Source organism: Galactobacter valiniphilus, assembly GCF_003575975.1.
GTDB lineage: Bacteria > Actinomycetota > Actinomycetes > Actinomycetales > Micrococcaceae > Galactobacter > Galactobacter valiniphilus.
On record NZ_QQXK01000001.1, the window covers coordinates 1 to 22,447 of the forward strand.

A 22,447-nucleotide genomic window follows, 5' to 3' on the forward strand; every position below is an offset into this window, starting at 1 on the left:
CCCGCCTCATGCGGCGGAGCGACCCAGAGTGGGGAATTTCGATGAGCAGAACCGAGGAATTTCAGTGAGCGCCGTCACGTGCGTGTGTCCCGCGGCGGTTCCCCCCCCCCCCCAAGAAGCGTCGCACAGCGCAGCCTCCCCAAGGCTGCGTGGAGCGCCCTGGACTAGGGGGTTCAGGGCGCTCCCCCTTGATTCACCGGTCTTGTATTTACCTGCAAGGCAGGACGCGGGAGCGGTGACGAGCCAGTACAAGATGTGTTGCATCTTTGGGGGCACATCTTCTAACTTCAGGGTCGTTCACCCCGCCAGACGCGAAAACAAGAAGCGCCCCACCCTTCACCGGGTGGGGCGCTTTCGTCGTTTCAGGGCACAAGAACCCATTCCTGACAATCAGGATCAGTCGGATGGTCCCAGAGAGGGGCGAACCCGTGACGGCGAAACAGCCGCTGGCTCGGGAGATTCTGCTTCCTAATCTGAGCCCACACCGGTACAGGCAAGTCCTCGTCAAGCATTACAGCCTCATGCATGGCGCCGAGTTCTACAGCCTTCATCACGCCACAAAGAACTGCCTCGTCTCCCTTGCCCTTTCCGCGAAATTCCACATCTACGGCGAGACAAGTGATGAGCAACTGTCCATCCTGGCGCCCCCTGGGGGCGTCGAGGTCACGCTGGATGGCAAGCTCGACAAAGGCAGCGAGCTTAGCGCCGTCATAGCCGAGCTGCACAGTCCGTTCCAGATCCGTTCCCCGAGGGGAGCAGCCGCGTACGTAGTTCTGCACCGCAAGTTCATGGGGATATGGGTGAGGCCGCTTACCGACTCCGAGTTCGTAGCGCGGCGGCTTCTCTGGATCTGCGCAGGTAAAGCCAGCCAGATCCTGGATGTGCTCCCTGCTCAGCTCATGCCAGTCGAGCACGACGCAGGTCACGGATGTAGTCCGTGGCGCGACGCACCTGAGCGCTAGTCATCCGAGCATCAATGGACTTGAACGTGTCCAAAGCTTCCTCGTGCTGCGCGGCAGTGAACCCGTGGCTTGCTTCCAGTCGGGTGAATGCGGCAGGACGGGCTGCAACGCTGGTCTTGGCCTTGGTGGCTGCTGACATCGCTACGACTCCTCCTCCATCGGGCCTGTCCTTGAGCCGGCCCATCGCTCGTCCGCCACTCTCAGCGGTACTCTCTGATACCCGCCAGTGCCGTCTGGTACTTGCGTGTACTTCTCCCAACTTACACGGTGTCCACTTTTTTCAATAAGCCAGGACGCACAGATCACACGAGATCACAGGAAAAAATTTGGGGACAGCGCCACATTTTCAAGAGGAAAACGGCGCCACGATCGCAAACGCGTACACGATCACACGCCCACACGTGCGAAACGACAGCAGTGTCCAGCGCCTGTCACGCACCAACCTCAGGCGCGATGAACCGTGCCAACCTCATCGAGGCTGGGGCGGCTCCGTGCTTTCGTGTGAGCGATCCACACCCTTGACACACACTTGCCAGTAGTCGAGTCGCACTGGGATCTCCGGAAGCTCGCGTCGGAGTTGCTCCAGCAGCTCCTGCGCCTCACGGTAATGCGCGGCGAGGACCTGTTCACCGCTCCAACCTTGATCGGGGTCGTAGTTCTCGTCGAAGATTCCCTGCCAGGTTTTGAGGCGATCGATCAGTCCATTCGACAGTGCGAAGTCGTCGATCGATGGCTTCTCAGGGTCGTCGACCCACCAGAGAGGGATGCTGCCTGCTCCTGCGTACTCAGCCATCAGCCTGAGGGTCCGCGGTGCTATTTCATGCTTCGTCACCGGCAGCCTCCACCCGGGTACGACGTGATAACTCGCTTGTTGTTTGTGGAGATCACGACGGTGGGCTTGAGGGTGACCTTGTCGCCATTCTTGTGATTGATCATGTTGACCGGGGTGGTGTAGCACGTTTTCCCGAAGCCTGCGCCGTAGATGGCGGAAGGTGAGCTGAGAGAGCTCTTGCTCACGTAGGCCATGAAGTCGTCCCAGGACGACCCCCCACCGAAGCGCTTGATGAGATCGGCCCACTCCTTCTCGTGGCGAGACTTGATGTGGTTGTATCCACTCGAGGTCGCGCTACCGCACTCGAGCGCAATGTTCCCGTGGTACTTGGATCCCCAGGACGTAATTACGTGATTCGGATCATTGGGGTTCTTGCAGGAAGCCCAATCAAAGAAGTTCAACAGCCGCGGCTCAATCGTCCCTGGCTTGGGCACGTACCCAGTCGTGGAGAGGTACCGGCTTCCGTCAGGAAAGATCGCTTCCCAGTCCGCACTATCTTCAACCGAGGAAGTTGATTGCGCGTCGATTGTGCTCGTCGTCCCGGCCAGCCCCTTCGTTGGCTGACTGGCCTGTGCCGGTGCCGCCGTCGCCAATCCTCCGAGCAGTAGAACGGCGGTGAGGAGCGGGGCAATCTTCTTAATCATTTGATGGTCTCCAAGTCGCAGTTGTGCAGTCCGCCCATCAAAGCACGGGTGTCCCCGTGTTACAGGTGACCGACGTCTCGCCGCAACAGGTTGCGCTGCAACCAGTGGCATTGGACTACATCGGCAAGCGCATCAGACCGCCAACATGGCCTGCTGGACGACCTGCTGCACCTGCTTGGCCTCGGCGTGGGACACACGGAACTCTAGGGCGCCGCCGGCCGTTGAGAGCACGACCTTCGAGTTCATCAGCCCGTCACGCTTCGTGGCCACGTGGGAGATCGCCTTCATCGGCACCATCTCCGACTCCTCCTTCTTGCCGGCAAGGAGAGAGATGCCCAGGGATGCGGTGGCCTTCGTGGCGTGGGCGATCTTGGAGCCCTTCTTGGACCACTCGATGCGGTCGGGGAACACGGACACGACGGCGTTCTTGCCGCCGACGTGCGAGGTGAACTGCAGCAGGGGGTTCATGGGTCTCCTTCAAGGTGGCAGAGCGATGGTCAGATTCAATCACGTGGCGATCAGATCCTGGCGAGCAGGTCGGCCTTCTTGGCTTCGAACTCTGCGTCAGTCAGTACGCCGAGGCCGTGCAGCTTGGCCAGGCCCTCGAGCGCCGCGAGCGCGTCGGTCACCGCTCCCCCGTCTGCTTGCGCCTGCTCAGGGCCCGTCTCAGCCAGCGCGGTGCGCGCCGCCTCGAGGGTGTCAGCCGCGGCCACGTCGTCACCCTTCGCGAGCCGGGAGTAGACCCGAAGCGTGGTTTGCGGGTCCTCGTGCCCCAGCCTCTTCTGCACGACATGGACGGGCACGCCTGCTTGCAGCAGGTGAGTGCAATGAGCGTGGCGGATCTCGTGGATCCACGGCGCCCTGGGAAGGGGCTTACCCGGCCCCGCAATCCGAACCATGAGCGGCTGCCAGGCGTTCTTGTGGAACCACGGATTGTCGAGGGCCTCGCCGTCCGTATGGCGTTTGAACACGAGGTCCCAGGGCTCGAGGCCGTCCATCGCCTCGAGCAGTTCCTTGGTCAACGAGGCCCCGCACGCGACTGTGCGCTTGGATTCTTGGGTTTTCGGACCGCCAACGCGGCCGTCTCGCTTGAACGCCCGGGACACATGGATCACCACGCGGTCCTGGGGAGCACCATCAACGATGAGGCTCTGCACGTCCATGTCCCGTGGGCGCAGAGCCGCGGCTTCGTTGTAGCGCAGGCCGGTGTCAGCGAGGAGCTGAAGGAAGAGCCGGTAGCGCGAGTCGACCTCGGCGATTAGCAGCTGCAGGTCTGCTGGCGAAAGATAGACGGGTTCGCGCTTGTCCGTGTCTTCCTTGTCGAGCACCTTGAAGGCGACGTTCTCCGGGATCTTGCCTGCACTCACGGCGCCCGCGAGAGCGGACGATAGGAGAGCGTGGATGTTCTTCTTGGACTTGTGTGCCAGAGGCGCACCTGTGGCCTTGTTGGCCCTCTGGACGGCACGCAGCCCATCCACCCAATCGATGACCTGCTGCCTGGTGAGCATGTCGATTGGCATGCCGCCGATGGTGTGCGTGTCCATGTGGTTGCGGACGAAGCCGCGGTAATCGCTGATCGTCTCCTTGGGGTGGCGAAGCGTGTCGATGTGGGCGTTGACGCACTCGGAGACTGTCATGGCCGTGGAGTTCTTTTTGAGCTTGGCGCGGTGGGCGAGAGCGAAGGTGTTGCCGTTTGCGTCGAGGAAGTCCTTGAGCTCCTGGGCCTTGTCCGGCTTGTTGCGGTAGGTTCGCGACTTTTGCTCTCCGCCGGGCTCACGCCATCGCACGGTGTAGGACTTCCCACCGCCGCTGAGGGCTCGCTCTCGGATCGTCGCCCTGTGTCTCCTTCGCCAACAAAATGGCCGTCTTCGCCAACATGCCTCGACCGGACAACGAAAGAGGCCCGAGATCTCAACGATCTCGGGCCTCATCCTAGTAGCGGTGCCGGGACTCGATCCCGGGACCTCACGATTATGAGTCGTGCGCTCTAACCAGCTGAGCTACACCGCCACGAATGAAGTGAGCCGCTCCGCTCCGCATAATGCGGCTCGGAGCGGCTCTCCATTCAGAGCCCCCCACGGGAATCGATCCCGTGACCTCAGTCTTACCAAGACTGCGCTCTACCACTGAGCTAGGGGGGCAACGCAGATAAGCTTACCAGCTCATCGGCGCTAACGTGAAATCGGGGTGACCCCGACCTCAGATCACTTATGACGGGGCTTGCGGTCCGCGCGGTTGGCGCGGAAATCCCCGTCATTGCGCTGATCGCGGCCGCCGCGGAAACCGCCCTTGCTGCCGCCACCAAAGCCGGAGCGATCGTTGTCAAACGAACGACGCGAATTGCGATCCTCGTCACGGCCATAGCCACTCTTGCGGTCATCGCGGCGATCGTCACGGCGCTGGTAGCCGCCGCGGTCGCCGCCGGAACGCTCGTTGCGGCCCTGGTAGCCGCCACGGTCGCCGCGGTCATCGCGACGCTCGTAGCCGCCCTTGCGGTCCTCGCGGCGGTCGCCGCGCTCCTGGAAGCGGTCGCGGCGGTCATCGCGCTTGCGATCGTCGCGGTCGAAGGAACGGCGCGGGGGACGGCGATCGCCGCGATCCTCGTCGTCGCCACGCTCCGAGTTGGGGCGGCGGCCGTTGTCGATCTCCAGGTTGATCAGGCGACCACCGATGCGGGTCTCCGCCAGCTTGGCCTTGGTGGCCTCGGGCAGGTTCGCCGGCAGCTCGATCAGGGAGTGATCCGAGCGGATGTCGATCGAGCCGATGTCGCCGGAGTGCAGGCCACCCTCGTTGGCGAGCGCGCCGACGATGGAGCCGGGCAGCACGCGCTGGCGGTGGCCGACGGAGATGCGGTAGGTGGCGTTGCCCGGAGCAAGCGGCTTGCTCGGGCCGCGCGAGCCGAAGGCGTCGCGGGTGCGCTTGCCGGCGCGGGCCTGCTTGGCCGGCGGCTCCGGGAGCTCCTCGGTCAGCAGCGGGCGGCCGCCCTGGGCCAGGTGCGCGAACGCGGCGGCCATCTCGACGGGATCCACATCGCCGGCGGAGAGCAGGTCGGTGACGAGCTCGCGGTAGGGCGTGAGGTCCTGGGTGTTCATGACCTTGCCGACCTTGGCGGCCAGGCGGCCCAGGCGGGAGGAGTTCACGGTGTCCACGGACGGGATCGGGACCTCGACGACGGCGCCGCCGGTGGCCTTCTCGATGTGCTTGAGCAGGAAGCGCTCGCGCGGCGTGATGAAGAGGACGGCGTCGCCCTTGCGGCCGGCGCGGCCCGTGCGGCCGATGCGGTGCACATAGGACTCGGTGTCGTGCGGCACGTCGTAGTTGAAGACGTGGGAGATGCGCTCCACGTCGAGGCCGCGGGCCGCAACGTCGGTGGCCACGAGGATGTCGATCTGGCCGGAGCGCAGGGACTCGACGGTGCGCTCGCGCTGCTGCTGGGCGATGTCGCCGTGGATGGCGACGGCGCGGAAGCCGCGGGCCTTGAGCTTGGAGGCGACCTCTTCGGCGGCCATCTTGGTGCGAACGAACGCGATGACGCCGTCGTGCTCCTCGGTCTCGAGGATGCGGGCCATGACGTCGAGCTTGTGCGAGTGCATGACCTGCACGTAGCGCTGCGTGATGTTCTGGCCGGGCGTGGAGGCGGCGTCGACCGTGACCTGCGCGGGGTTGTTCAGGTACTGATCGGCGATGCGGCGGATCTGGCGCGGCATGGTGGCGGAGAACAGGGCCACCTGCTTGTCGGCGGGGGTGGACTCGAGGATGTGGTCCACCTCCTCGGCGAAGCCCATGCGTAGCATCTCGTCGGCCTCGTCGAGGACCATGTACTGCAGGCCGGAGAGGTCGAGGGCGCCGCGATCGAGGTGATCGATGACGCGGCCGGGGGTGCCCACGACCACCTGGACGCCGCGGCGCAGCGCGGAGAGCTGCGGGCCGTACGGCGAGCCGCCGTAGATCGGCAGGATGTCCAGGTCGTCGATGTACTTGGAGTAGGAGCCGAAGGCCTCGGCCACCTGCAGCGCGAGCTCGCGGGTCGGGGCGAGGACCAGGACCTGCGGGGTCTTGGGCTTGCCGTTGACGTCGTTGAGCTCGGCGATCTTGGAGAGCGCGGGCACGGCAAACGCGGCGGTCTTGCCGGTGCCGGTCTGGGCCAGGCCCACGACGTCGCGGCCGTCGAGCAGCAGCGGGATGGTCTCGGCCTGGATCGGCGAGGGGCGCTCGTAGCCGAGGTCGTTGACGGCAGCGAGGACGCGGGCGTCGATGCCCAGGTCGGCGAAGGTCGGGCCCGTGGGCTCGTCGACCTCGACGGTGGTCTCTTCCACGGTTTCGGGGGTGGTGTCTTCGTTGGACACGATGGTGCTCCTGTGGGGACGTGAGGAGAGCACGGACGGTCCTCGTGGGAGACCTCCGGGCAACGGACGGCTCGTGACCGGCCCTGTCCCTCCACGACTCATCGCGCATCACTCGCGCGGCACACCAAACACCCACCGACGGTGGGACACGAGGGGAAAGCCGGATATCGGCTCCCCCAGTCTAGCGGTGATCGGGGGCGGGTGCCTCACGAGGTGAGGCATCTCTCCCTTCGCTGCCTTCAGCGCACGACGACGCCCGCCTCACCGAGGGCGGTGAGGCGGGCGTCGGGAGCGGCATCGCCTGGGCAACGCCGACGGCTAGCTCAGAGCTTGAAGCCGCTGGTGGCGCCGCCGAGCGCGTAACTCTTGGCCGGCACGTAGAGGCGGTACGTCTTCTTGGAGGAGGCGCGCAGCGAGTACACGGCCTTGCCCTTCTTGAACTTGAGCGACTTGATGCTCTTCCACTTGCCGCCGGACTTCACCTGCAGCTTGGCGCCCGAGGGGTTGTACTTGACCCACTTCTGGTACTTGTCGCTGAAGAACGTGAGCTTGGCGGTGAAGGTGCGCTTGGAGCTGCCCGCGGGCTTCTTGCCGTACAGGGAGCCGTCCACGGCGCCCTTGTAGGCGAACTTGCTGGAGTCCTTGCCAATGCCGTAGCTGAACGACTTGGTGACGATTCGGCCGCTGCTGTCGCGCATCCAGTTACCGGCCGAGTCCTTCACCCAGTACGAGCCCGCGACCTTGATGTTCTTGAGCTGGAAGGTGCCGTAGCGGGCGATCTTCACCTTGGGGCAGAACGCCTGGTAGTGGATGCCGGTGTTGTTCTTGAAGGTCACGGTCTTGACCTTCTTGCCATTGCGGTAGATGTCCGCCGAGTAGCGGAAGTTCGGCACGTACGTCGCGTTGTTGTAGACGGTCTTCAGGTAGAAGGAGTTCGTCTTGCAACCCTTGGAGCTGACGGGGATCACGCCGCCCTTGTAGAAGTTGCCGTCGGTTTCGACCTTGGACACCGTGATCGGCTTGGCGATGTAGACCGGCGTCGCGGCGGGCGCGGCCACGACGGCCTGGGCCGGCGCGGCGAGCGCGGCACCACTGGCGATCAGACCGCCGGAGAGCGCGAGGGCACCGGCCCCGCGCAGGATCTTCTTCAGCATGAGTCCCCCTAAAAACCCGGGCAACAACCCGGCGAGTGAAAGATATGACGGCGTTCTGACGCCGTCATGGAGCGATGCTAGGGCTTGGGCACGGCTTTTGTCACGTCCCCGGATATATGTTGCGCGGGCGCGCCGATACGCTGGATCCATGCCCGCCTCGCCACGCCCCCGCAGCCTCACCCTTGCCGTCTGGTGGTGGGGCGCCGCCGCTGCCGTCGTGGCCGTCGCCGCCGTCGCCGCCTGGCTCGGGGCCGAGGAACTCGCAGGCCTGCCCGCACCGCTCGCCGCGGGCCTCGCGGCCGTCCTCACGGCGCTGGCCCTCGTGCTCGGCTGGGGCACCCTGCGGCTCGGCCTCGGTCATCTCGCGGGCCGGCTGACGCTCAGCACGCTCGGTCTTATCGCCGGCCTCCCCGCCCTCTTCAAGGGCGGCCGCCTCCTCGTGGTCGGTGCAGTGCTCCTCATCGGCGTGGTCCTGCTCTACCTGCCGGACACGCGCGCGTTCTTCAAGGAGCAGGTCAGGGCCCGCCGGGACGACGAGCGGGCCAAACGCGCGGCGCTGAAGCACCGCCGGTAGCCGCGGGGCACACCACCGATCGCGCGGCTCAGCGCCACGTCTCGTCGTCGGCGATCTCGCCCTCGCTGCGTCCCAGGGGATCGAAGGCCTCCCGGGGCAGTGGCGCGACGGCGCTCCACGGCACCTCCTGCCCCGGCGCGAGCCGCTCGTAGGAGGCCGAAGAGTACGTGTCCTCCGCCGTCGAGGCGCGCCGAGCCCCGGCGGCGGTGGCCAGGATCGCCGCGGTGAACGGCGCCTCGCGCTCGCGGGCCGCGCGCTCCCGCAGCTCGCGTTCCCGCAGATACTCGGGCAGCGCCGCGAGCACCGGATCGGGTGGCGTCGCGGGGCCTCCCGTGCGGCCGCTCACGTCCTGCACCGTGATCCCCGAGCCCCGACCGACGGCCTCGCTCATGGCCCCGAGGGCCTTCCAGGCGAGCCGCCACGCGGCCTCGGCGAGCGCCTTGAGTCGCTCCGCCGCCGCGAGCGCCTCGGCGTCCCCGCGCTCCACCGCTTCGAGATCGAGCCGCAGGCTCTCGTCCTCCCAGGCGCCATGCGCCGCGAGCCACGCCTCCCCCGCCGCGGCTGCCTGGGCCGGAACGGCCACCCCGGCCGGCAGCCGGTTCACGCGGGCCCCTCTTCCCCGCAGCCCCCACGGGCCGCCGCCCACGCTGTAGAGCACCAAGGTGGGGCCGGCAGCTGGCTCCCAGCCGTCGTGTTTGTACGGACCACCTGGCTCCCAGTCGCCCCCGAGCGCGAGGACGCCGCCGTGCCACTGCTGCTCCTGATCCAGCACCCAGAGCCGGGGGCACTCGCGGACGGTCCGCTCCACGAGCTCCGCGGCCTCGGCCTCCAGCGCCTCGCCTTCCGCGGCGTGCGCGGCCTCCCCGCCCGGCCAGGGCCGGGTCTCGTCCCAGCCGGACGTGGCCCAGGCGTCCCAGCGCGCGGTCCAGGCCCGCCCGGCCGCGATGAGTTCCTCGCTCGCGCCGAGCGTGCGCAGTTCGTGGGCCTCCAGCGGATCCGCGTCGTTGTCCGGCCAGTTGTACAGGCCCCACCAAGGGAGCTGGTCCCCGTACTCGCCGAGGAAACGCACGGCGTCGTGCCTCACCCGCACGGCCTCGCCCCCTGGCCAGTGCCAGGTGCCGGCGTCGTCCATGACCGTGAGCCCCGATTCGTCGGCGGCCCGCTGCGCCACGCGGGCGCCGGCCTGCCGGTCCCGCAGGCCCGTGCTCGTGCGCAGCTCGAGCGACCAGGCGAGCGCCTCGGCCAGGGTCTTGGCGCCCAGCACCGCCCGGGCATCGGCCTCGCCGCGCCCCGAGGGCTCCGCCCACGGCCACTCCTCCGCCACGAGCCGTAGGTAGCCGTCCCCCGGACCCGGGTCCGCGTCGGCGCCGCCGTCCCCCGGACCCGCCCCCGCGCCGTCGTGCTGTGTGTTCACGCGGCACAGCGTACAAACGCGAGGGGCGCCTGGGCCAGGCCCGGGCGCCCCTCGCGTGAGGTATCTCAGAGCTGGGCGAAGGCCTGCTCCAGATCGGCGAGCAGGTCCTCGACGTCCTCGATGCCCACGGAGAGGCGCAGCAGGTCGACGGGGACGGCCAGCTCGGTGCCCTTGACCGAGGCGTGGGTCATCTCGGAGGGGTAGTTCATGAGCGACTCGATACCGCCGAGGGACTCGGCGAGGGTGAAGAGGCGCGTGGACTCGGCGACCGTGCGGGCCGCGGCCTCGCCGCCCTTCAGGCGCACCGACACCATGCCGCCGAAGCGCTTCATCTGGCGCGCGGCGACCTCGTGGCCCGGGTGATCCGGCAGGCCCGGGTAGAGGACGTGGGAGACCTCCGGGCGGCCGAGCAGCCACTGTGCCACGGCCTCGGCGTTGTCGCAGTGACGATCCATGCGCACGCCGAGGGTCTTGGCGCCGCGCATCGTCAGGTAGGCGTCGAAGGGCGAGGACTGGTTGCCGGCCGCGAACTGGATGAAGCGCACCTTGTCGGCGATCTCCTCATCGTTCGTGATCACGGCGCCGCCCACCACGTCGGAGTGCCCGCCCAGGTACTTGGTCGTGGAGTGCACCACCACATCGGCGCCGAGGGCCAGGGGCTGCTGCAGGTACGGCGAGGCGAAGGTGTTGTCCACCACCGCGAGGGCGCCGTGTTCGTGCGCCAGCGCCACGAGGGCCTCGATGTCGGCGATCTTCATCATGGGGTTGGACGGCGTCTCGACCCAGAGCAGGCGGGCGCCCGTGGCGGAGAGCGCACCGCGCACGGCGTCGAGGTCCGTCAGGTCCACGGGCGTGTGACCGATTCCGGCCGCGCCGTGGATGCGGGAGATCAGGCGGAAGGTGCCGCCGTAGACGTCGTTGCCCATCACCACGTGGTCGCCGGCGGAGAGCAGGCCGCGCAGGATCGCGTCCTCGGCGCCCAGGCCCGAGGCGTAGGAGATGCCGAAGCGCCCGCCCTCGAGCGCGGCGAGCTGCTCCTGCAGGGCGTCGCGCGTGGGGTTGGTGCCGCGCGAGTAGTCGTAGCCGCCGCGCAGCTCGCCGATCTTGTGCGGGTGGTAGGTCGTGGAGAGGTAGAGCGGCGGGATGACGGCTCCCGTGAGCTCCTCCGGCGCCGAGCCGGCGTGCACGGCGCGGGTGGAGAAGCCGGGGGTGTTCTGGGCGGTCATGAGAGGTCCTTGTCTTGCGGGGTCGTGCGGTGGACGGAGATGCGGGAGTGGAGGGGGCCGTGGCTCAGCGGACGACGGCGCCGCGGCGCGCCAGATCGGTGGCCGTGGCCACGTCCACGAGCTCGCCGTCCAGCAGGATGGCGACGGCCGCGGCGGAGGCGCAGGCGGCGAAGAGCGCGGCGGCGTCCTGGCGCGCGCCGAGCGTGGGCAGCGGCTCCTCGAGGACGCGGGAGAGGGCGGTCTCCCCCGTCACGAGGCCCGCGGCGAGCGCCTGGGCCAGGCCGGCCACGGAGACGGAGCCGCGCACCTCGCCCTCGCGGGCGGGCCACGGGGCGCCGGCGGCCAGCACGGGGAGGGCCGGGGCGCCGGACTCCTGCAGCGCCGCGAGCGCGGCGGAGACGGTGAGCTCCTCGCCCAGGGCGCGCCGCGCCCCCTGCGGCCCGTGCGCGGAGGCGAGGGCACCGCCCACGGTCCCGGCGGCGTCGGGCGCCTGGCCGGGCTCGAGCGCGAAGCCGTGCTCCCGCATCCAGGACTCGTCGAAGATCTTGCCGAGGTAGCCGCGCCCGGAGTCGGGCAAGATCACGACCACCACCGCGTCGTCGGGCAGCGTGCGCGCCACGCGCAGCGCGGCGACCACGGCCATGCCGGAGGAACCGCCCACGAGCAAGCCCTCCTCGCGCGCCAGGCGGCGCGTCATCTCGAAGGACTCGGCGTCGGTGACGGGTTCCACGAGGTCGGGGACCGAAGGGTCGTAGTTGCCCGGCCACATGTCCTCGCCGACGCCCTCGGTGAAGTAGGGGCGGCCAGTGCCTCCGGAGTAGACCGAACCGGCGGGATCGGCGGCGACCACCGTCACGGGGCCCGAGGCACGATCGGCCGAGACGGCCTTGAGATAGCGGCCCGTGCCCGTGATGGTGCCGCCCGTGCCGGCCCCGATCACCACGTGGGTGACGAGGCCGTCGGTGTCCTCCCAGATCTCCGGGCCCGTGCTCGCCTCGTGGGACTCGGGGGCGGCGAGGTTGGAGAACTGGTCCGGCTTGTGCGCGCCGGGGGTGCGGGCCACGATCGCGTCGGAGACGCCGTAGTAAGACTCCGGGGAATCGGGGGCCACGGCGGTGGGCGTCACGACCACCTCGGCGCCGTAAGCGCGCAGCACGGCGCGCTTCTCCTCGCCCACCTTGTCCGGCGTGACAAACACGGTGCGGTAGCCCTTGAGCGCCCCGACCAGGGCGAGGCCCACGCCCGTGTTGCCGCTCGTGGGTTCCACGATCGTGCCGCCCGGGGCCAGCTCGCCCGAGGCCTCCGCGCGCTCCACCATGCGCAGGGCGATGCGGTCCTTGATGGACCCGCCCGGGTTGAGGTACTCGACCTTGGCGAGCACGGTCGCGCCGATGCCCTCGGTGACGGAGTGCAGGCGGACCAAGGGGGTGTTGCCGATGAGCTCGACGACGGAACGGGCGTAACGCATGTCCACGAAACTACCGATCCTTCGTCACAAAAGCCCTACCGGCGGACACATGACTTCACCTGCCTTGCGCCGGCGACGACGACCGGGGTGAGCGCGGCGTCGGCCCGCGGTGGGAGCATGGGGGCGTGAGCGAGTTTCAGGGGGCCGGGGCGCCCGATGCCAGCGCGGAGTTTGTCCCGCCCGCCGTGCTGGATCCAGCCGCCACGCTCGCACCGCTGCGCCACGGGCCCAGGGATCCCACGCTGCGGTTGGTGCCCGACGGCGTGTGGCGGGCCGTGCGCCTGGCCTCCGGCCCGGCGCTCGTCAGGCTGGGCTGGCGCCGCGCGCGCCGCCCCGCAACCCAGGAGGCCTCGCCGCTCGATCGCCGTTCCGGCGGCACCACGCGCGGAACGATCCTGGATCCGGCGCGCGGCGATCGCGTCCGCATCGAGGCCTGGGGGCCCGGCGCGCGCGAGGCGGCGGCCGGAGTGCCGGCCTGGCTCGGCGCGCTCGACGATTGGTCCGGCTTCGACGCCCCGGCCTTTGCGGCCCGGCTCCCCGACACCGTCGCGGCCACCCGCCGCGTGCGCCCGGGGCTGCGCTTGCCCTCCGGTGGCTCGCTCTTCGACACCCTGACCGCCATCATCCTGGAGCAGCGCGTGACCGGGATCGAGGCGCACTACGCCTGGGCCCGGCTCGTCACGCGCTTCGGAGAGGCCGCGCCCGGCCCGGCCCCGGCCACCACCACGGCGGCCGGGCGCGAGGCCCGGCTCATGCTCCCCCCCACACCCGAGCAATGGCGTCGCATCCCCTCGTGGGAATGGCACCAGGCGCGGGTGGACGCGCAGCGCCGCACCACGATCGTCCGGGCGGCCGAGCGCGCCTCCGCCCTGGCCCGGCTCGAGGCCCAGGTGCCAGCGGCCGCGGCCGCCGCCGAGCTGGCCCGGCTGGACATCGCCCTGCGTTCCCTGCCCGGGGTGGGGGTGTGGAGCGCGGCCGAGACGCTGCAGCGCACGCACGGGGCCCCCGATCACGTCTCCTTCGGCGACTTCCATGTGGCGCACTTCGTGGGGCAGGCGCTCATGGGACGCCGCGCCGACGACGCAGGCATGGAGGCGCTGCTCGCGCCCTTCGCCGGGCACCGCCAACGCGTGGTGCGCCTGCTGCAGGCCTCCGGGGCCAAGAACCCCAGCTTTGGGCCGCGCCTGGCCCCGCAGGATCACCGGGGCCACTGAGCGCCGTCCGCGCGGCTACATCCAGCCGAGCAGCAGGGCGGCGGCCAGGACGAAGCCGCAGACCGCGATCGCCACGCGCAGTACGTTCGGGTTCACCACCCTGGCCACGGACGGGCCGATCAGCCCGCCGATCCACGAGCCAACGAGCAGCGGCCACATGGCCCACCACACCAGATGGGCGCTCAGGGCAAAGAGGATCGCCGGAAGAATGTCGGCGGTCACCAGCACCACGTTTTTGATGGCGTTGGCCCGCACGAGCGAGGGCTCGGAGGTGAGCATGAGGACGGCGATCATGAGGATCCCCGAACCGGCCCCGAAGTAGCCGTTGTAGACGGCCACGAGCGCGCCGATGGTCAGCACGAGCGCCGTGGGCAGGCTCTTCCCGCGCCGCTCCATGGCCCCGCGCAGCCGCGGCTGCAGCAGGAGCGCGAGCGAGCCGATCACCACGAGTCACGGAACGATCTTCTCGAACACCTCGCCCGGCGTGAGGAGCAGGGCGGCCGCGCCCACGAGCGAGAAGCCCACCGTGATGGGCAGCCACTTCTTGAGGGTGCCGGAGTGCCCACGCAGATCGCGCCCGGCGCGCAGGCTCGAGCCGAAGCCCGAGCCGAGCAACGCCGCCGAGTTGGTGACGTTGGCCGCGACGGGCGGCAGGCCCACGGCCAGCAGGGCCGGGTACGCCACGAGGGAGGTGATGCCGCCGGCGGCACCGATGGTGCCGGCCACGACGCCCGCCACGGTCAGGAAGGCAGTGGAGGCGAACGAGATCACTCCATCATCCTGCCCCAGCCCCGCGCCCACGGCGCGGCCCGGCACGCGAGATGACGGCACGACGTCGGGCCTCGCCTGGAGCGCGCGGCTCTCGGCGGCGGGCGGTTCAGGAGGGCTCGCGCCCAGCGGCCAAGGCCGCGGCCGCTTCCTCGCGCAATTCCACCTTGCGCACCTTGCCTGAAACCGTCATGGGGAAGGCCGGCAGCACGCGCAGGTACCGAGGAATCTTGTAATGGGCGATCCGGCCGGCGGAAAACTGGCGCAGTTCCTCGATGCTCAACTCCTCGACACCCTCCATGAGCACCACGCAGGCCATGACCTCCTCGCCCAGGCGGTCATCCGGGACCCCGATGACCTGCACGTCCTGGATCAACGGGTGCGTGTAGAGAAACTCCTCGACCTCGCGGGGCGAGATGTTCTCGCCGCCGCCGATGATCAGGTCCTTGATGCGGCCCTCGATGGAGACGTAGCCGTCCTCGCGCATGCTCGCAAGGTCGCCCGTGTGCATCCATCCCTCGGCGTCGATCGCGGCGGCCGTCTGCTCGGGTTGCCCCCAATACCCCGCCATGACGGCATAACCGCGCGTGCACAGCTCCCCCGCGGCACCGCGGGGCAGCGTCCGGCCCGTGCCCGGATCCACGATCTTGGACTCAAGCAGTGGCATGGTCCGACCCACGGTCTGCGTCTGTTGCTCCAGGGAGTCGCCGATGCGAGTCATGGTGGAGACGGGGCTCGTCTCCGTCATGCCGTAGCAAATGGCCACCTCGGACATGTGCATCTGGGTGATGACGCGGCGCATGATCTCCTCGGGGCACGGCGATCCGGCCATGACTCCCGTGCGCAGGGTGGAAAGGTCAAACTCGGCGACGTCTGGAAGGTTGAGCTCGACGATGAACATCGTGGGCACGCCGTACAGGCTCGTGGCGCCGTGCGCCTGGACGGCCTCGAGCGTGGCCCGCGGGTCAAAGCCGCGCGAGGGAAGGATGGTGGCCGCTCCATGGCTGAGCGCCGCGAGGTTGCCGATCACCATGCCAAAACAGTGGAAGAGCGGGACGGGAAGCACCACCGCGTCCCGCGGGGTGTAGTGCAACAGCTCGCCGATGTGGAAGCCGTTGCCCAGGAGATTGCGGTGCGTGAGCGTCACGCCCTTGGGGAAGCCGGTCGTTCCGGAGGTGTACTGCAGGTTGATGGGCGCGTCGGGATCGGCGGGACCCACCCTGGCCTCCAGCTCGTCCTCGCTCACGGCGTCGGCACCGCCCAGGAGCTCGGTCCACGTCAGTTCGCTCAGCGCGCGGCGCCCGTCCGGGGTCACGAGCAGATGGGTGCCGGACTCGGCGTGCGGGTAGGAGTCCTCCCCGATCTCGCCAGGAGCGGGCAGAACCACGAGGGTGCGCAGGGCGGGCGTCTCTTCGGCGACGCGCCTGGCGAGGGCCGGGGCGTCGCTCCGCGCGTCCGGCGGCGCCACCACGAGGGCACTCATGGAGCATTGCTTGAGCACGTAGGCGAGCTCGTGGGCGCGGTACGCCGGGTTGAGGTTGACGAGGACCAGCCCGGCCAGGACCGCACCGTACTGGAGCACGGTCCATTCGGCGCAATTGGGCGAGTAGATCCCCACCCGCTCCCCGGGGCGCAGCCCGGCGGCCAGGAGCCCTCTCGCCGTCCGGCGGGCCTGCGCCAGGAGCTGCGCGTAGCTGAGCGCGCGGCCCGTGGACGCCTCGATCACGGCCGGCCGGTCCCCGTGCACGGCGGCCACAGCGGCAAAGTGCTCGCCGATCCCTCTCGCGGGGAGCTCGAGCTCCTCGACCCCCGCGGTGTACGACTCCTGCAGCGCGCCAGTGCTCATTGGCTCTCCCCGTGTGTGGTGCCCCGTGTCGCTTGCGTCAGGCCTCGGCGCCCGGCGGCTGCACGCCCTTGCGCGCCTGTTCCTCCGCGGCGATGCGGGCGTGCACGTCCTTCATGTCGATGGCCTTGACGGCCTCCACGAGATCGGCGAAGTCGGTGCGACTGAGGGCGCCCGGCTCGGAGTAAACCAGCACCTTGTCGCGGAAGGCCATGAGCGTGGGGATGGAGGTGATGTTGGCGGCCGCGGCGAGCGCCTGCTCGGCCTCCGTGTCCACCTTGGCGAACACCGCATCGGGGTGGTCCGCGGAGACCGCCTCGTAGACGGGCGCGAACCCGCGGCACGGCCCACACCATGCCGCCCAGAAGTCGACGAAGACGATCGGGTTGGATTCGATCACCTCGCCGAAGGTGCTCTCGGTCACATCGATGGTTGCCATGAGCACACCCTAGCCGTGCGCGGCCGCGCGGGCGATGCCTCCGGAGGCGCGGCGGCCCGTGAGGTCGCCCCGGATGCGGCCGCGCGCCGTCGTCCCCTAGGATCAAGGGGTCGTAAGCGGGCCCCTCTGGCCCGCCAGGGCCCGAAAAAGGGGCACCAGCTAGTCCGGAAGCGTTCGCGCCGGGCCGGTCTCGCGAGACACATACGGAATCCTTCTCATTCCCTTGATCTCGCGATTGGACCCCCATGCCCACCGTTTCCGCCCACGTGGCCGCGACCCTTGCCTCCCACCTCAAGCACGTCTACGGCGTCATGGGCAACGGCAACGCCTACTTCCTCGACGCCCTGGTGCGCAGCACCGACGCGAGCTACGTGCCGGTGCGCCACGAGGCCGGCGCCGTGTTCGCGGCCGACGCCCACTTCCGCGCCGGTGGCGGGCTCGCCGCCGCGACCACGACCTACGGCGCCGGCTTCACCAACACCATGACGGCGCTCGCCGAGGCGGTGCAGGCGCATGTGCCGCTCGTGCTCGTGGTGGGCGACGAGCCCACGTCCGGCCCGCGCCCGTGGGACGTCGACCAGATCGCCATGGCCTCCGCCGTGGGCGCCCGCACCTACACGGTGGGCCTGACCGATGCCGCCGCCACGACGTCCATCGCCGTGGAGCACGCGCTGCGCTTCAACGTGCCGACCGTCCTGGCCATCCCCTACGACGTCGCGCGCCTCGAGGCCGGCCCGGTCCCCGCCACGGCGCCCACGCGCCCGGCACCGCCCGTCGTCCCGGCCGGCGAGTTCGCCGAGGCGACCCTGGCCTCCGTGGCCGAGGCCCTCGCCGGCGCCGAGCGCCCCTTCCTCCTGGCCGGGCGCGGCGCCTGGCTCTCCGGAGCGGGCGAGGCGCTCGGCGAGCTGGCCGCGCTCACGCACGCCGTCACCGCCACCTCGGCGCTGGGCCGCGGGCTCTTCCCGCAGGGGGAGTTTGACCTGGGCGTGGCCGGCGGCTTCGGCGCGCCCGCCGCGATGGATCTGGTCCGCGAGGCAGACGTCGCCGTGGTCTTCGGCGCGGGCCTGAACCAGTTCACGATGCGCTTCGGCGCCCTCTTCGCTCCCGGCACCCGCGTCATCCAGGTGGACACCGAGCCCACCGCCACGCACGCCCACGTGGGCACGTATCTGCGCGGCGACGCAGCGTGGGTCGCCTCCGAGCTGGTGGCGCGGCTCAAGGCCAAGGGGCTCGACGGCGCGGGCACGGGGTGGCGCGAGGCGCAGGACTTCGCGGCGCTGCGCGAGCGCGAGGTCCCGGCGGAGTTCGCGGAGGACGGCCGGCTGGACCCGCGCGCCGCGGCCGCGGCGCTGGCGCCGCTGTTGCCGCGGGAGCGCGTGGTGGTCTCCGACGGCGGACACTTCCTCGGCTGGGCCAACATGTACTGGCCCGTGGCCCGCCCCGACCGCATGCTCATGGTCGGCACGGCCTACCAGACCATCGGCACGGGCTTCCCGTCCATGCCGGGCGCCGCGGATGCGCGCCCCGAGTCGACCGTGGTGCTGACCTCCGGCGACGGCGGCGGGCTCATGGCCCTCGCCGACCTCGAGACCGCGGTGCGCCATTGCGGCGGGCGCGGCCTCGCGGTGATCTGGAACGACGCGGCCTACGGCGCCGAGGTGAACCTCTACGGCGTGCTGGGACTCGAGCGCTCCCCCATGCTCATCGAGCAGGTGGACTTCGCCGCCCTCACCGAGTCCTTCGGCGGCCGCGGCGTGGTGATCAACCGCCTCGAGGATCTCTCCGCGCTTGCCGCGTGGCGCGAGGAGGACCCGGCCACGCGCCCGTTCCTCACGCTGGATCTGCGGATCTCCGGGGCCGTCATCGCCCCGCACCAGTACGAGGTCATCGAACAGAACCGCTGACCGGGCAGACCGAAGAACGACGCCGCGGTGGCGCCCCACGCTGGGGCGCCACCGCGGCGTCGTCGTCCGCTGGGCGCGGGCCGGCTCAGGAGCGCCCGGCGACCTTGTTCGCGAGCGCGGCGATGCGCGAGGTCTTGGTGGCGCCGGCCGCCTCGGCACGGTCCGCGTGGCCGTAGGCCGCGTAGAGGCCGTGCGTGGCGATCCAGCGCAGCGGCTCGATCTCCCACTTTCGCACGCGATGGTTGACCCACGGCAGGCCGGCCAGCTCGGTGTCGCGGCCGAGGATGAGGTCGGTGAGCGTGCGCCCGGCCAGGTTGGTGGTCGTGACGCCCGTGCCGACATAACCGCCGGCCCAGGCCATCCCCGTGCCCCGGTCCAGGCCCACCGTGGCGGCCCAATCGCGCGGGACGCCGAGGACACCGGACCACGCGTGCTCGATCGCGGCGCCGTGCGTGGACGGGAAGAAGCGGTGGAGGATCTCGGTGAGCGTGTCCACCGTGCGCTGGGGGGTCTGTCCGTCCAGATCGGTGCGCGAGCCGTACTTGTACGGCACCCCGCGCCCGCCGATCGCGATGCGATCATCGGCCGTGCGCTGCGCGTACATGTACACGTGCGCGAAGTCGCCGAGCACCTGGCCGCGGTCCCAGCCGATCTGCTCCCACACGCTCACCGGGAGCGGCTCGGTAGCGATGAGCGAGGAATTCATGGGGAGCCAGGCGCGGTGCAGGCCCTTCAGATTCTCCGTGAAGCCCTCCGTGGCGCGGACGACAAACTCGGCGCTCACGGTGGCGCGGTCCGTGACGACGCGCCCCGGTTCGAGCGAGAGCGCGCGGGTTCCCTCGTAGATCTCCACGCCGCGGCGCTCCACCGCGGCGGCCAGCCCGGAGACGAGCTTGGCCGGCTGAATCCGGGCCGCGTGCGGGTGCCAGGCCGCTGCCAGGGTGCCCTCCACGTTGATCTGCTCGGTCGCCGCGGCGGCCTCGAGCAGCTCGACGTCGGCGTGGCGCCACTGCGCCTCCGCCTCGACAAAGGCACGCAGGCGCTGGGCCTGCGCCGGCGTGTAGGCGACGTTGAACTCGCCGCCCTTCTTGAGGTCGGCGTCGATCCCCTCGGCCGCCGCAACGGCGATCACCTCGTCCACCGTGGCGTTCATGGCGGCCTGGAAGCGCTCGGCGGCGGCCCGGCCGTGGGTCGTCACATACTGCTCGCGCCCGCCCGTGATGGAGTTGGTGAGCCAGCCGCCGTTGCGGCCCGAGGCCCCGTAACCCGCGTGACGCTGCTCGATGATCGCGATGCGCAGATCCGGCTGTTCCCGCTTCAGGTAGTAGGCAGTCCAGAGGCCCGTGTAGCCGGCTCCGACGATGGCGACGTCCACCTGGGTATCGCCGTGCAACGGCTCGCGGGGCGTGGGTGCACCGATCTGCTCCCACCAATGGGAGACGTGGCCGTTGATCATCGAGGGGTCCTTCCGGGGGTGAGCTGCGTCACGACCAACCGTATGGTCGGTCGACAGCGCGGCGCAAGAAGTCGGCGCCCCTTGGGCCGTCCTCCCCCGGCACCGCCGTCCCCCGCCCGTCGTCCCCCGCCGGTCGCCCCCCTCTCCTGCCCCGATCGGAGTGCGAAATGTCGTGAAATTCCCCGATTTCACGACATTTCGCACTCCGATCCAGGGGCTGGGGGAGAGGGAAGGCGCGAGCGGGCGGCAGCGAGGGGCGCGTGGGCACCAAGGCGCCCCGCGCCCGCCGACCGAGCCGGCGGGCGGGGGCGTCCCCTCCCGCCGACTCAGTCGCCCTTCACGTTGACGATCTGACGCAGCGTGTGCCGGATCTCGACGAGGTCGGCGGCGTCCTCCATGACCTGATCGATCGGCTTGTACGCGGCCGGGATCTCGTCGATGAAGGCGTCGGTGTCGCGGTACTCGATGCCGACCATCGCCTCGCGCAGCTGCTCGAGGCTGAAGGTCCGCCGCGCCGCCGAGCGCGAGTACTCGCGCCCCGCGCCGTGCGGCGAGGAGTTCAGCGACACCGGGTTGCCGAGGCCGCGCACCACGTAGGACGCGGTGCCCATGGAACCCGGGATGAGCCCGTCGTCGCCCGGGGCCGCCTTGATGGCGCCCTTCCTGGAGACCCAGACCCGCTTGCCGAAGTGCTGCTCCGACTCGGTGAAGTTGTGGTGGCAGTTGATTCGCTCGAGCTCACGCACGGGCGTGCCGACCCACTCCCCCACCTGCCGGATGACGCGGTCCATCATTTCCTCGCGGTTCAGCAGCGCGAAGTGCTGCGCCCAGCGCAGCTCCCGGATGTAGGCGTTGAACTCGTCGGTTCCCTCGACGAGGTAGGCCAGATCCGGGTCGGGCAGCTCGATCCACCAGCGCTTGGCCAGGGCGGCCGCCACCTTGATGTGGTGCTGGGCGATCTTGTTGCCCACACCGCGCGAACCCGAGTGCAGGAAGAGCCACACTGCATCCTCCTCGTCGAGGGAGACCTCGATGAAGTGGTTGCCGGAGCCGAGCGTGCCGAGCTGGTGCGTCCAGTTCCCGGCATACGAGGCCGGATCGAATCCGGCCCGCTCGGCCCGCTGCGCCAGTTCCTCGATGCGGGGAACCGCGGTGGCCACGATCTTCTTGTTGTAGGCGCCGGCCGAGAGCGGAATGGCCCGCTCGATGGCCTCGCGCACGCTGCGCCGATCCTCGGGCAGCTCGCTCGCGTTGAACTGTGTCTTCACGGCGATCATGCCGCAGCCGATATCCACGCCCACGGCCGCGGGAATGATGGTCCCCAGCGTGGGAATGACCGAACCGACCGTGGCGCCCTTGCCCAGGTGGGCGTCGGGCATGAGGGCCAGGTGCGGGTAGATGAACGGCAGCGACGAAGTCGCTATCGCCTGCTCCTTGGTCTTCTCATCCAGGATGGAAGCCCAATTCATGAGCCGGCGGTTGATCCTTTCCATTGTTCTTTCCTTGGTGTGCGCCCTGCTGCTCAACGTCGCCGGCCGGACGGCGTTGTTTGCTGGGGTGAGGTGGGATCCGAGACGGTCCTCCCTCGCGCATCCCGCTGCGCGCGATGCGCGGTGAGCGGGAAAGGAAGAAGCCCCGGACCGTGTGGGTTCCGGGGCCGAAGATCGGCGCCATGCGGCGCCAAGACTCAGCTCTGGTGACCCATCGATCGATGCTGGGAACCCTGGAAGTTCAGGGGTTCTGCCAGCTCGCGGACGGCGGCGGGCAGCCCGAAGGAAGCCGGCTTGAAGCCCGGATTCTTCGCAAAGCTGGTGCGCTGCACGGTGATGTCCTTGATCAATCGATGGTCGCCCCGCTGCGGGGCGTGAGGGACAGCCTGCCCGTCTCGACAGGCAACTGTCAAGGTTGAGGGGCCGTCCGCCGGCGCCTAGAAAACAGGACACCGGACAAAAACGACTTCGCCGGAGTCCGATTCAGGACTCCGGCGAAGTTCTTTCTGCGTGGCAGATGAGGGATTCGAACCCCCGTAGGCAGAACCAGCTGATTTACAGTCAGCCCCCTTTGGCCGCTCGGGTAATCTGCCGCAGGTGGCCTCCGGAAACCCGTTCCGGCGACGACACACCACTATACAGGCACTCGCGCGTGAGTGCGAAATCGGGGTGATCCCACGTCCCGGCGCTCGGCCCGATACCCTGGTGGTTAA

19 protein-coding genes, 3 tRNA genes and 1 pseudogene are annotated in these 22,447 nt (G+C 69.5%); 3 read left to right on the forward strand and 20 right to left on the reverse strand.

All coding sequences use genetic code 11. The annotated features are described in order from the left end of the window. Positions 1–362 precede the first annotated feature (362 nt). The 10 genes from DWB68_RS17215 to DWB68_RS00045 form a co-directional block, all read right to left on the reverse strand. On the reverse strand, positions 363–926 hold the full coding sequence (locus tag DWB68_RS17215) for a GNAT family N-acetyltransferase (protein WP_407645620.1): 564 nt from the start codon (positions 924–926) through the stop codon (positions 363–365). Next, the gene (locus tag DWB68_RS17220; RefSeq protein WP_407645621.1) at positions 898–1,101 is read right to left on the reverse strand and encodes a hypothetical protein; all 204 of its coding nucleotides are present in this window, start codon (positions 1,099–1,101) and stop codon (positions 898–900) included. Before DWB68_RS17220 ends, DWB68_RS17215 begins: the two co-directional genes overlap by 29 nt. A 330-nt stretch (positions 1,102–1,431) precedes the next feature. Continuing rightward, positions 1,432–1,755: a hypothetical protein gene (locus tag DWB68_RS00010; protein WP_147391530.1), complete on the reverse strand. Its 324-nt coding sequence runs from the start codon at positions 1,753–1,755 to the stop codon at positions 1,432–1,434. A 35-nt stretch (positions 1,756–1,790) separates the two neighbouring features. Beyond that, entirely contained in the window at positions 1,791–2,438 is a 648-nt protein-coding gene (locus DWB68_RS15890; protein ID WP_147391531.1) for a hypothetical protein, read from the reverse strand. Positions 2,439–2,570: 132 nt separating this feature from the next. Next, complete coding sequence (locus DWB68_RS00020) at positions 2,571–2,906, reverse strand: hypothetical protein (RefSeq protein WP_119423093.1); 336 nt, start codon at positions 2,904–2,906, stop codon at positions 2,571–2,573. Positions 2,907–2,956: 50 nt separating this feature from the next. Then, complete coding sequence (locus tag DWB68_RS00025; protein ID WP_158588152.1) at positions 2,957–4,225, reverse strand: tyrosine-type recombinase/integrase; 1,269 nt, start codon at positions 4,223–4,225, stop codon at positions 2,957–2,959. A 149-nt stretch (positions 4,226–4,374) separates the two neighbouring features. Next, a tRNA-Met gene (locus tag DWB68_RS00030) sits at positions 4,375–4,448 on the reverse strand. A gap of 59 nt (positions 4,449–4,507) precedes the next feature. Then, a tRNA-Thr gene (locus DWB68_RS00035) sits at positions 4,508–4,579 on the reverse strand. 63 nt (positions 4,580–4,642) lie between these two features. Beyond that, on the reverse strand, positions 4,643–6,787 hold the full coding sequence (locus DWB68_RS00040) for a DEAD/DEAH box helicase (RefSeq protein ID WP_456152209.1): 2,145 nt from the start codon (positions 6,785–6,787) through the stop codon (positions 4,643–4,645). Between the two features lie 320 nt (positions 6,788–7,107). Continuing rightward, positions 7,108–7,938: a hypothetical protein gene (locus tag DWB68_RS00045; protein WP_119423096.1), complete on the reverse strand. Its 831-nt coding sequence runs from the start codon at positions 7,936–7,938 to the stop codon at positions 7,108–7,110. A 148-nt stretch (positions 7,939–8,086) separates the two neighbouring features. On the opposite strand from DWB68_RS00045, the gene DWB68_RS00050 reads away from it, so the two are divergent. Then, positions 8,087–8,512, forward strand: a complete 426-nt coding sequence (locus DWB68_RS00050; protein WP_119423097.1) for a hypothetical protein — start codon at positions 8,087–8,089, stop codon at positions 8,510–8,512. A gap of 28 nt (positions 8,513–8,540) precedes the next feature. Here DWB68_RS00050 and DWB68_RS00055 read toward each other — a convergent pair whose 3' ends face one another. From DWB68_RS00055 to DWB68_RS00065, 3 genes are all read right to left on the reverse strand, one after another. Further along, positions 8,541–9,926, reverse strand: coding sequence for a hypothetical protein (locus DWB68_RS00055; RefSeq protein ID WP_119423098.1), 1,386 nt, complete (start codon positions 9,924–9,926; stop codon positions 8,541–8,543). Between the two features lie 65 nt (positions 9,927–9,991). Then, positions 9,992–11,152: a cystathionine gamma-synthase gene (locus DWB68_RS00060; RefSeq protein WP_119423099.1), complete on the reverse strand. Its 1,161-nt coding sequence runs from the start codon at positions 11,150–11,152 to the stop codon at positions 9,992–9,994. Positions 11,153–11,216: 64 nt separating this feature from the next. Beyond that, positions 11,217–12,620: a pyridoxal-phosphate dependent enzyme gene (locus tag DWB68_RS00065; protein WP_119423253.1), complete on the reverse strand. Its 1,404-nt coding sequence runs from the start codon at positions 12,618–12,620 to the stop codon at positions 11,217–11,219. A gap of 125 nt (positions 12,621–12,745) precedes the next feature. Here DWB68_RS00065 and DWB68_RS00070 point away from each other — a divergent pair, with 125 nt between their 5' ends. After that, positions 12,746–13,834 carry a DNA-3-methyladenine glycosylase family protein gene (locus DWB68_RS00070; protein WP_233548520.1) on the forward strand — a complete coding sequence of 363 codons (1,089 nt, stop codon included), beginning with the start codon at positions 12,746–12,748 and terminating at the stop codon, positions 13,832–13,834. 15 nt (positions 13,835–13,849) lie between these two features. Here DWB68_RS00070 and DWB68_RS16500 read toward each other — a convergent pair. The 3 genes and pseudogenes from DWB68_RS16500 to DWB68_RS00090 form a co-directional block, all read right to left on the reverse strand. Then, a pseudogene (locus DWB68_RS16500) lies at positions 13,850–14,665 on the reverse strand (sulfite exporter TauE/SafE family protein). 46 nt (positions 14,666–14,711) lie between these two features. Continuing rightward, positions 14,712–16,448, reverse strand: a complete 1,737-nt coding sequence (locus DWB68_RS00085) for an AMP-binding protein (protein WP_119423103.1) — start codon at positions 16,446–16,448, stop codon at positions 14,712–14,714. Positions 16,449–16,485: 37 nt separating this feature from the next. Next, on the reverse strand, positions 16,486–16,884 hold the full coding sequence (locus DWB68_RS00090; protein WP_119423104.1) for a thioredoxin family protein: 399 nt from the start codon (positions 16,882–16,884) through the stop codon (positions 16,486–16,488). Between the two features lie 245 nt (positions 16,885–17,129). Between DWB68_RS00090 and DWB68_RS00095 the strand changes: the two genes are divergently transcribed. Continuing rightward, positions 17,130–18,788, forward strand: coding sequence for a thiamine pyrophosphate-binding protein (locus tag DWB68_RS00095; RefSeq protein ID WP_119423105.1), 1,659 nt, complete (start codon positions 17,130–17,132; stop codon positions 18,786–18,788). An 85-nt stretch (positions 18,789–18,873) separates the two neighbouring features. Here DWB68_RS00095 and DWB68_RS00100 read toward each other — a convergent pair whose 3' ends face one another. From DWB68_RS00100 to DWB68_RS00110, 4 genes are all read right to left on the reverse strand, one after another. After that, on the reverse strand, positions 18,874–20,244 hold the full coding sequence (locus DWB68_RS00100) for an NAD(P)/FAD-dependent oxidoreductase (protein ID WP_119423106.1): 1,371 nt from the start codon (positions 20,242–20,244) through the stop codon (positions 18,874–18,876). Between the two features lie 326 nt (positions 20,245–20,570). Further along, positions 20,571–21,737, reverse strand: a complete 1,167-nt coding sequence (locus tag DWB68_RS00105) for an RtcB family protein (RefSeq protein ID WP_119423107.1) — start codon at positions 21,735–21,737, stop codon at positions 20,571–20,573. Between the two features lie 194 nt (positions 21,738–21,931). Then, on the reverse strand, positions 21,932–22,066 hold the full coding sequence (locus tag DWB68_RS16905; protein ID WP_267896903.1) for a hypothetical protein: 135 nt from the start codon (positions 22,064–22,066) through the stop codon (positions 21,932–21,934). Between the two features lie 179 nt (positions 22,067–22,245). Further along, positions 22,246–22,327 (reverse strand) — tRNA-Tyr (locus DWB68_RS00110). Positions 22,328–22,447: the final 120 nt, after the last annotated feature.

What these genes read in the sequence shown, in the direction of transcription:
- DWB68_RS00095 (WP_119423105.1), top strand. Translation starts at nt 17,130, where the DNA reads ATGCCCACCGTTTCCGCCCACGTGGCCGCGACCCTTGCCTCCCACCTC.
- DWB68_RS00060 (WP_119423099.1), bottom strand. Translation starts at nt 11,152, where the DNA reads ATGACCGCCCAGAACACCCCCGGCTTCTCCACCCGCGCCGTGCACGCC.
- DWB68_RS00065 (WP_119423253.1), bottom strand. Translation starts at nt 12,620, where the DNA reads ATGCGTTACGCCCGTTCCGTCGTCGAGCTCATCGGCAACACCCCCTTG.
- DWB68_RS00010 (WP_147391530.1), bottom strand. Translation starts at nt 1,755, where the DNA reads ATGGCTGAGTACGCAGGAGCAGGCAGCATCCCTCTCTGGTGGGTCGAC.
- DWB68_RS00050 (WP_119423097.1), top strand. Translation starts at nt 8,087, where the DNA reads ATGCCCGCCTCGCCACGCCCCCGCAGCCTCACCCTTGCCGTCTGGTGG.
- DWB68_RS00100 (WP_119423106.1), bottom strand. Translation starts at nt 20,244, where the DNA reads ATGATCAACGGCCACGTCTCCCATTGGTGGGAGCAGATCGGTGCACCC.
- DWB68_RS00020 (WP_119423093.1), bottom strand. Translation starts at nt 2,906, where the DNA reads ATGAACCCCCTGCTGCAGTTCACCTCGCACGTCGGCGGCAAGAACGCC.
- DWB68_RS00085 (WP_119423103.1), bottom strand. Translation starts at nt 16,448, where the DNA reads ATGAGCACTGGCGCGCTGCAGGAGTCGTACACCGCGGGGGTCGAGGAG.
- DWB68_RS15890 (WP_147391531.1), bottom strand. Translation starts at nt 2,438, where the DNA reads ATGATTAAGAAGATTGCCCCGCTCCTCACCGCCGTTCTACTGCTCGGA.
- DWB68_RS00105 (WP_119423107.1), bottom strand. Translation starts at nt 21,737, where the DNA reads ATGGAAAGGATCAACCGCCGGCTCATGAATTGGGCTTCCATCCTGGAT.
- DWB68_RS00090 (WP_119423104.1), bottom strand. Translation starts at nt 16,884, where the DNA reads ATGGCAACCATCGATGTGACCGAGAGCACCTTCGGCGAGGTGATCGAA.
- DWB68_RS00045 (WP_119423096.1), bottom strand. Translation starts at nt 7,938, where the DNA reads ATGCTGAAGAAGATCCTGCGCGGGGCCGGTGCCCTCGCGCTCTCCGGC.
- DWB68_RS17220 (WP_407645621.1), bottom strand. Translation starts at nt 1,101, where the DNA reads ATGTCAGCAGCCACCAAGGCCAAGACCAGCGTTGCAGCCCGTCCTGCC.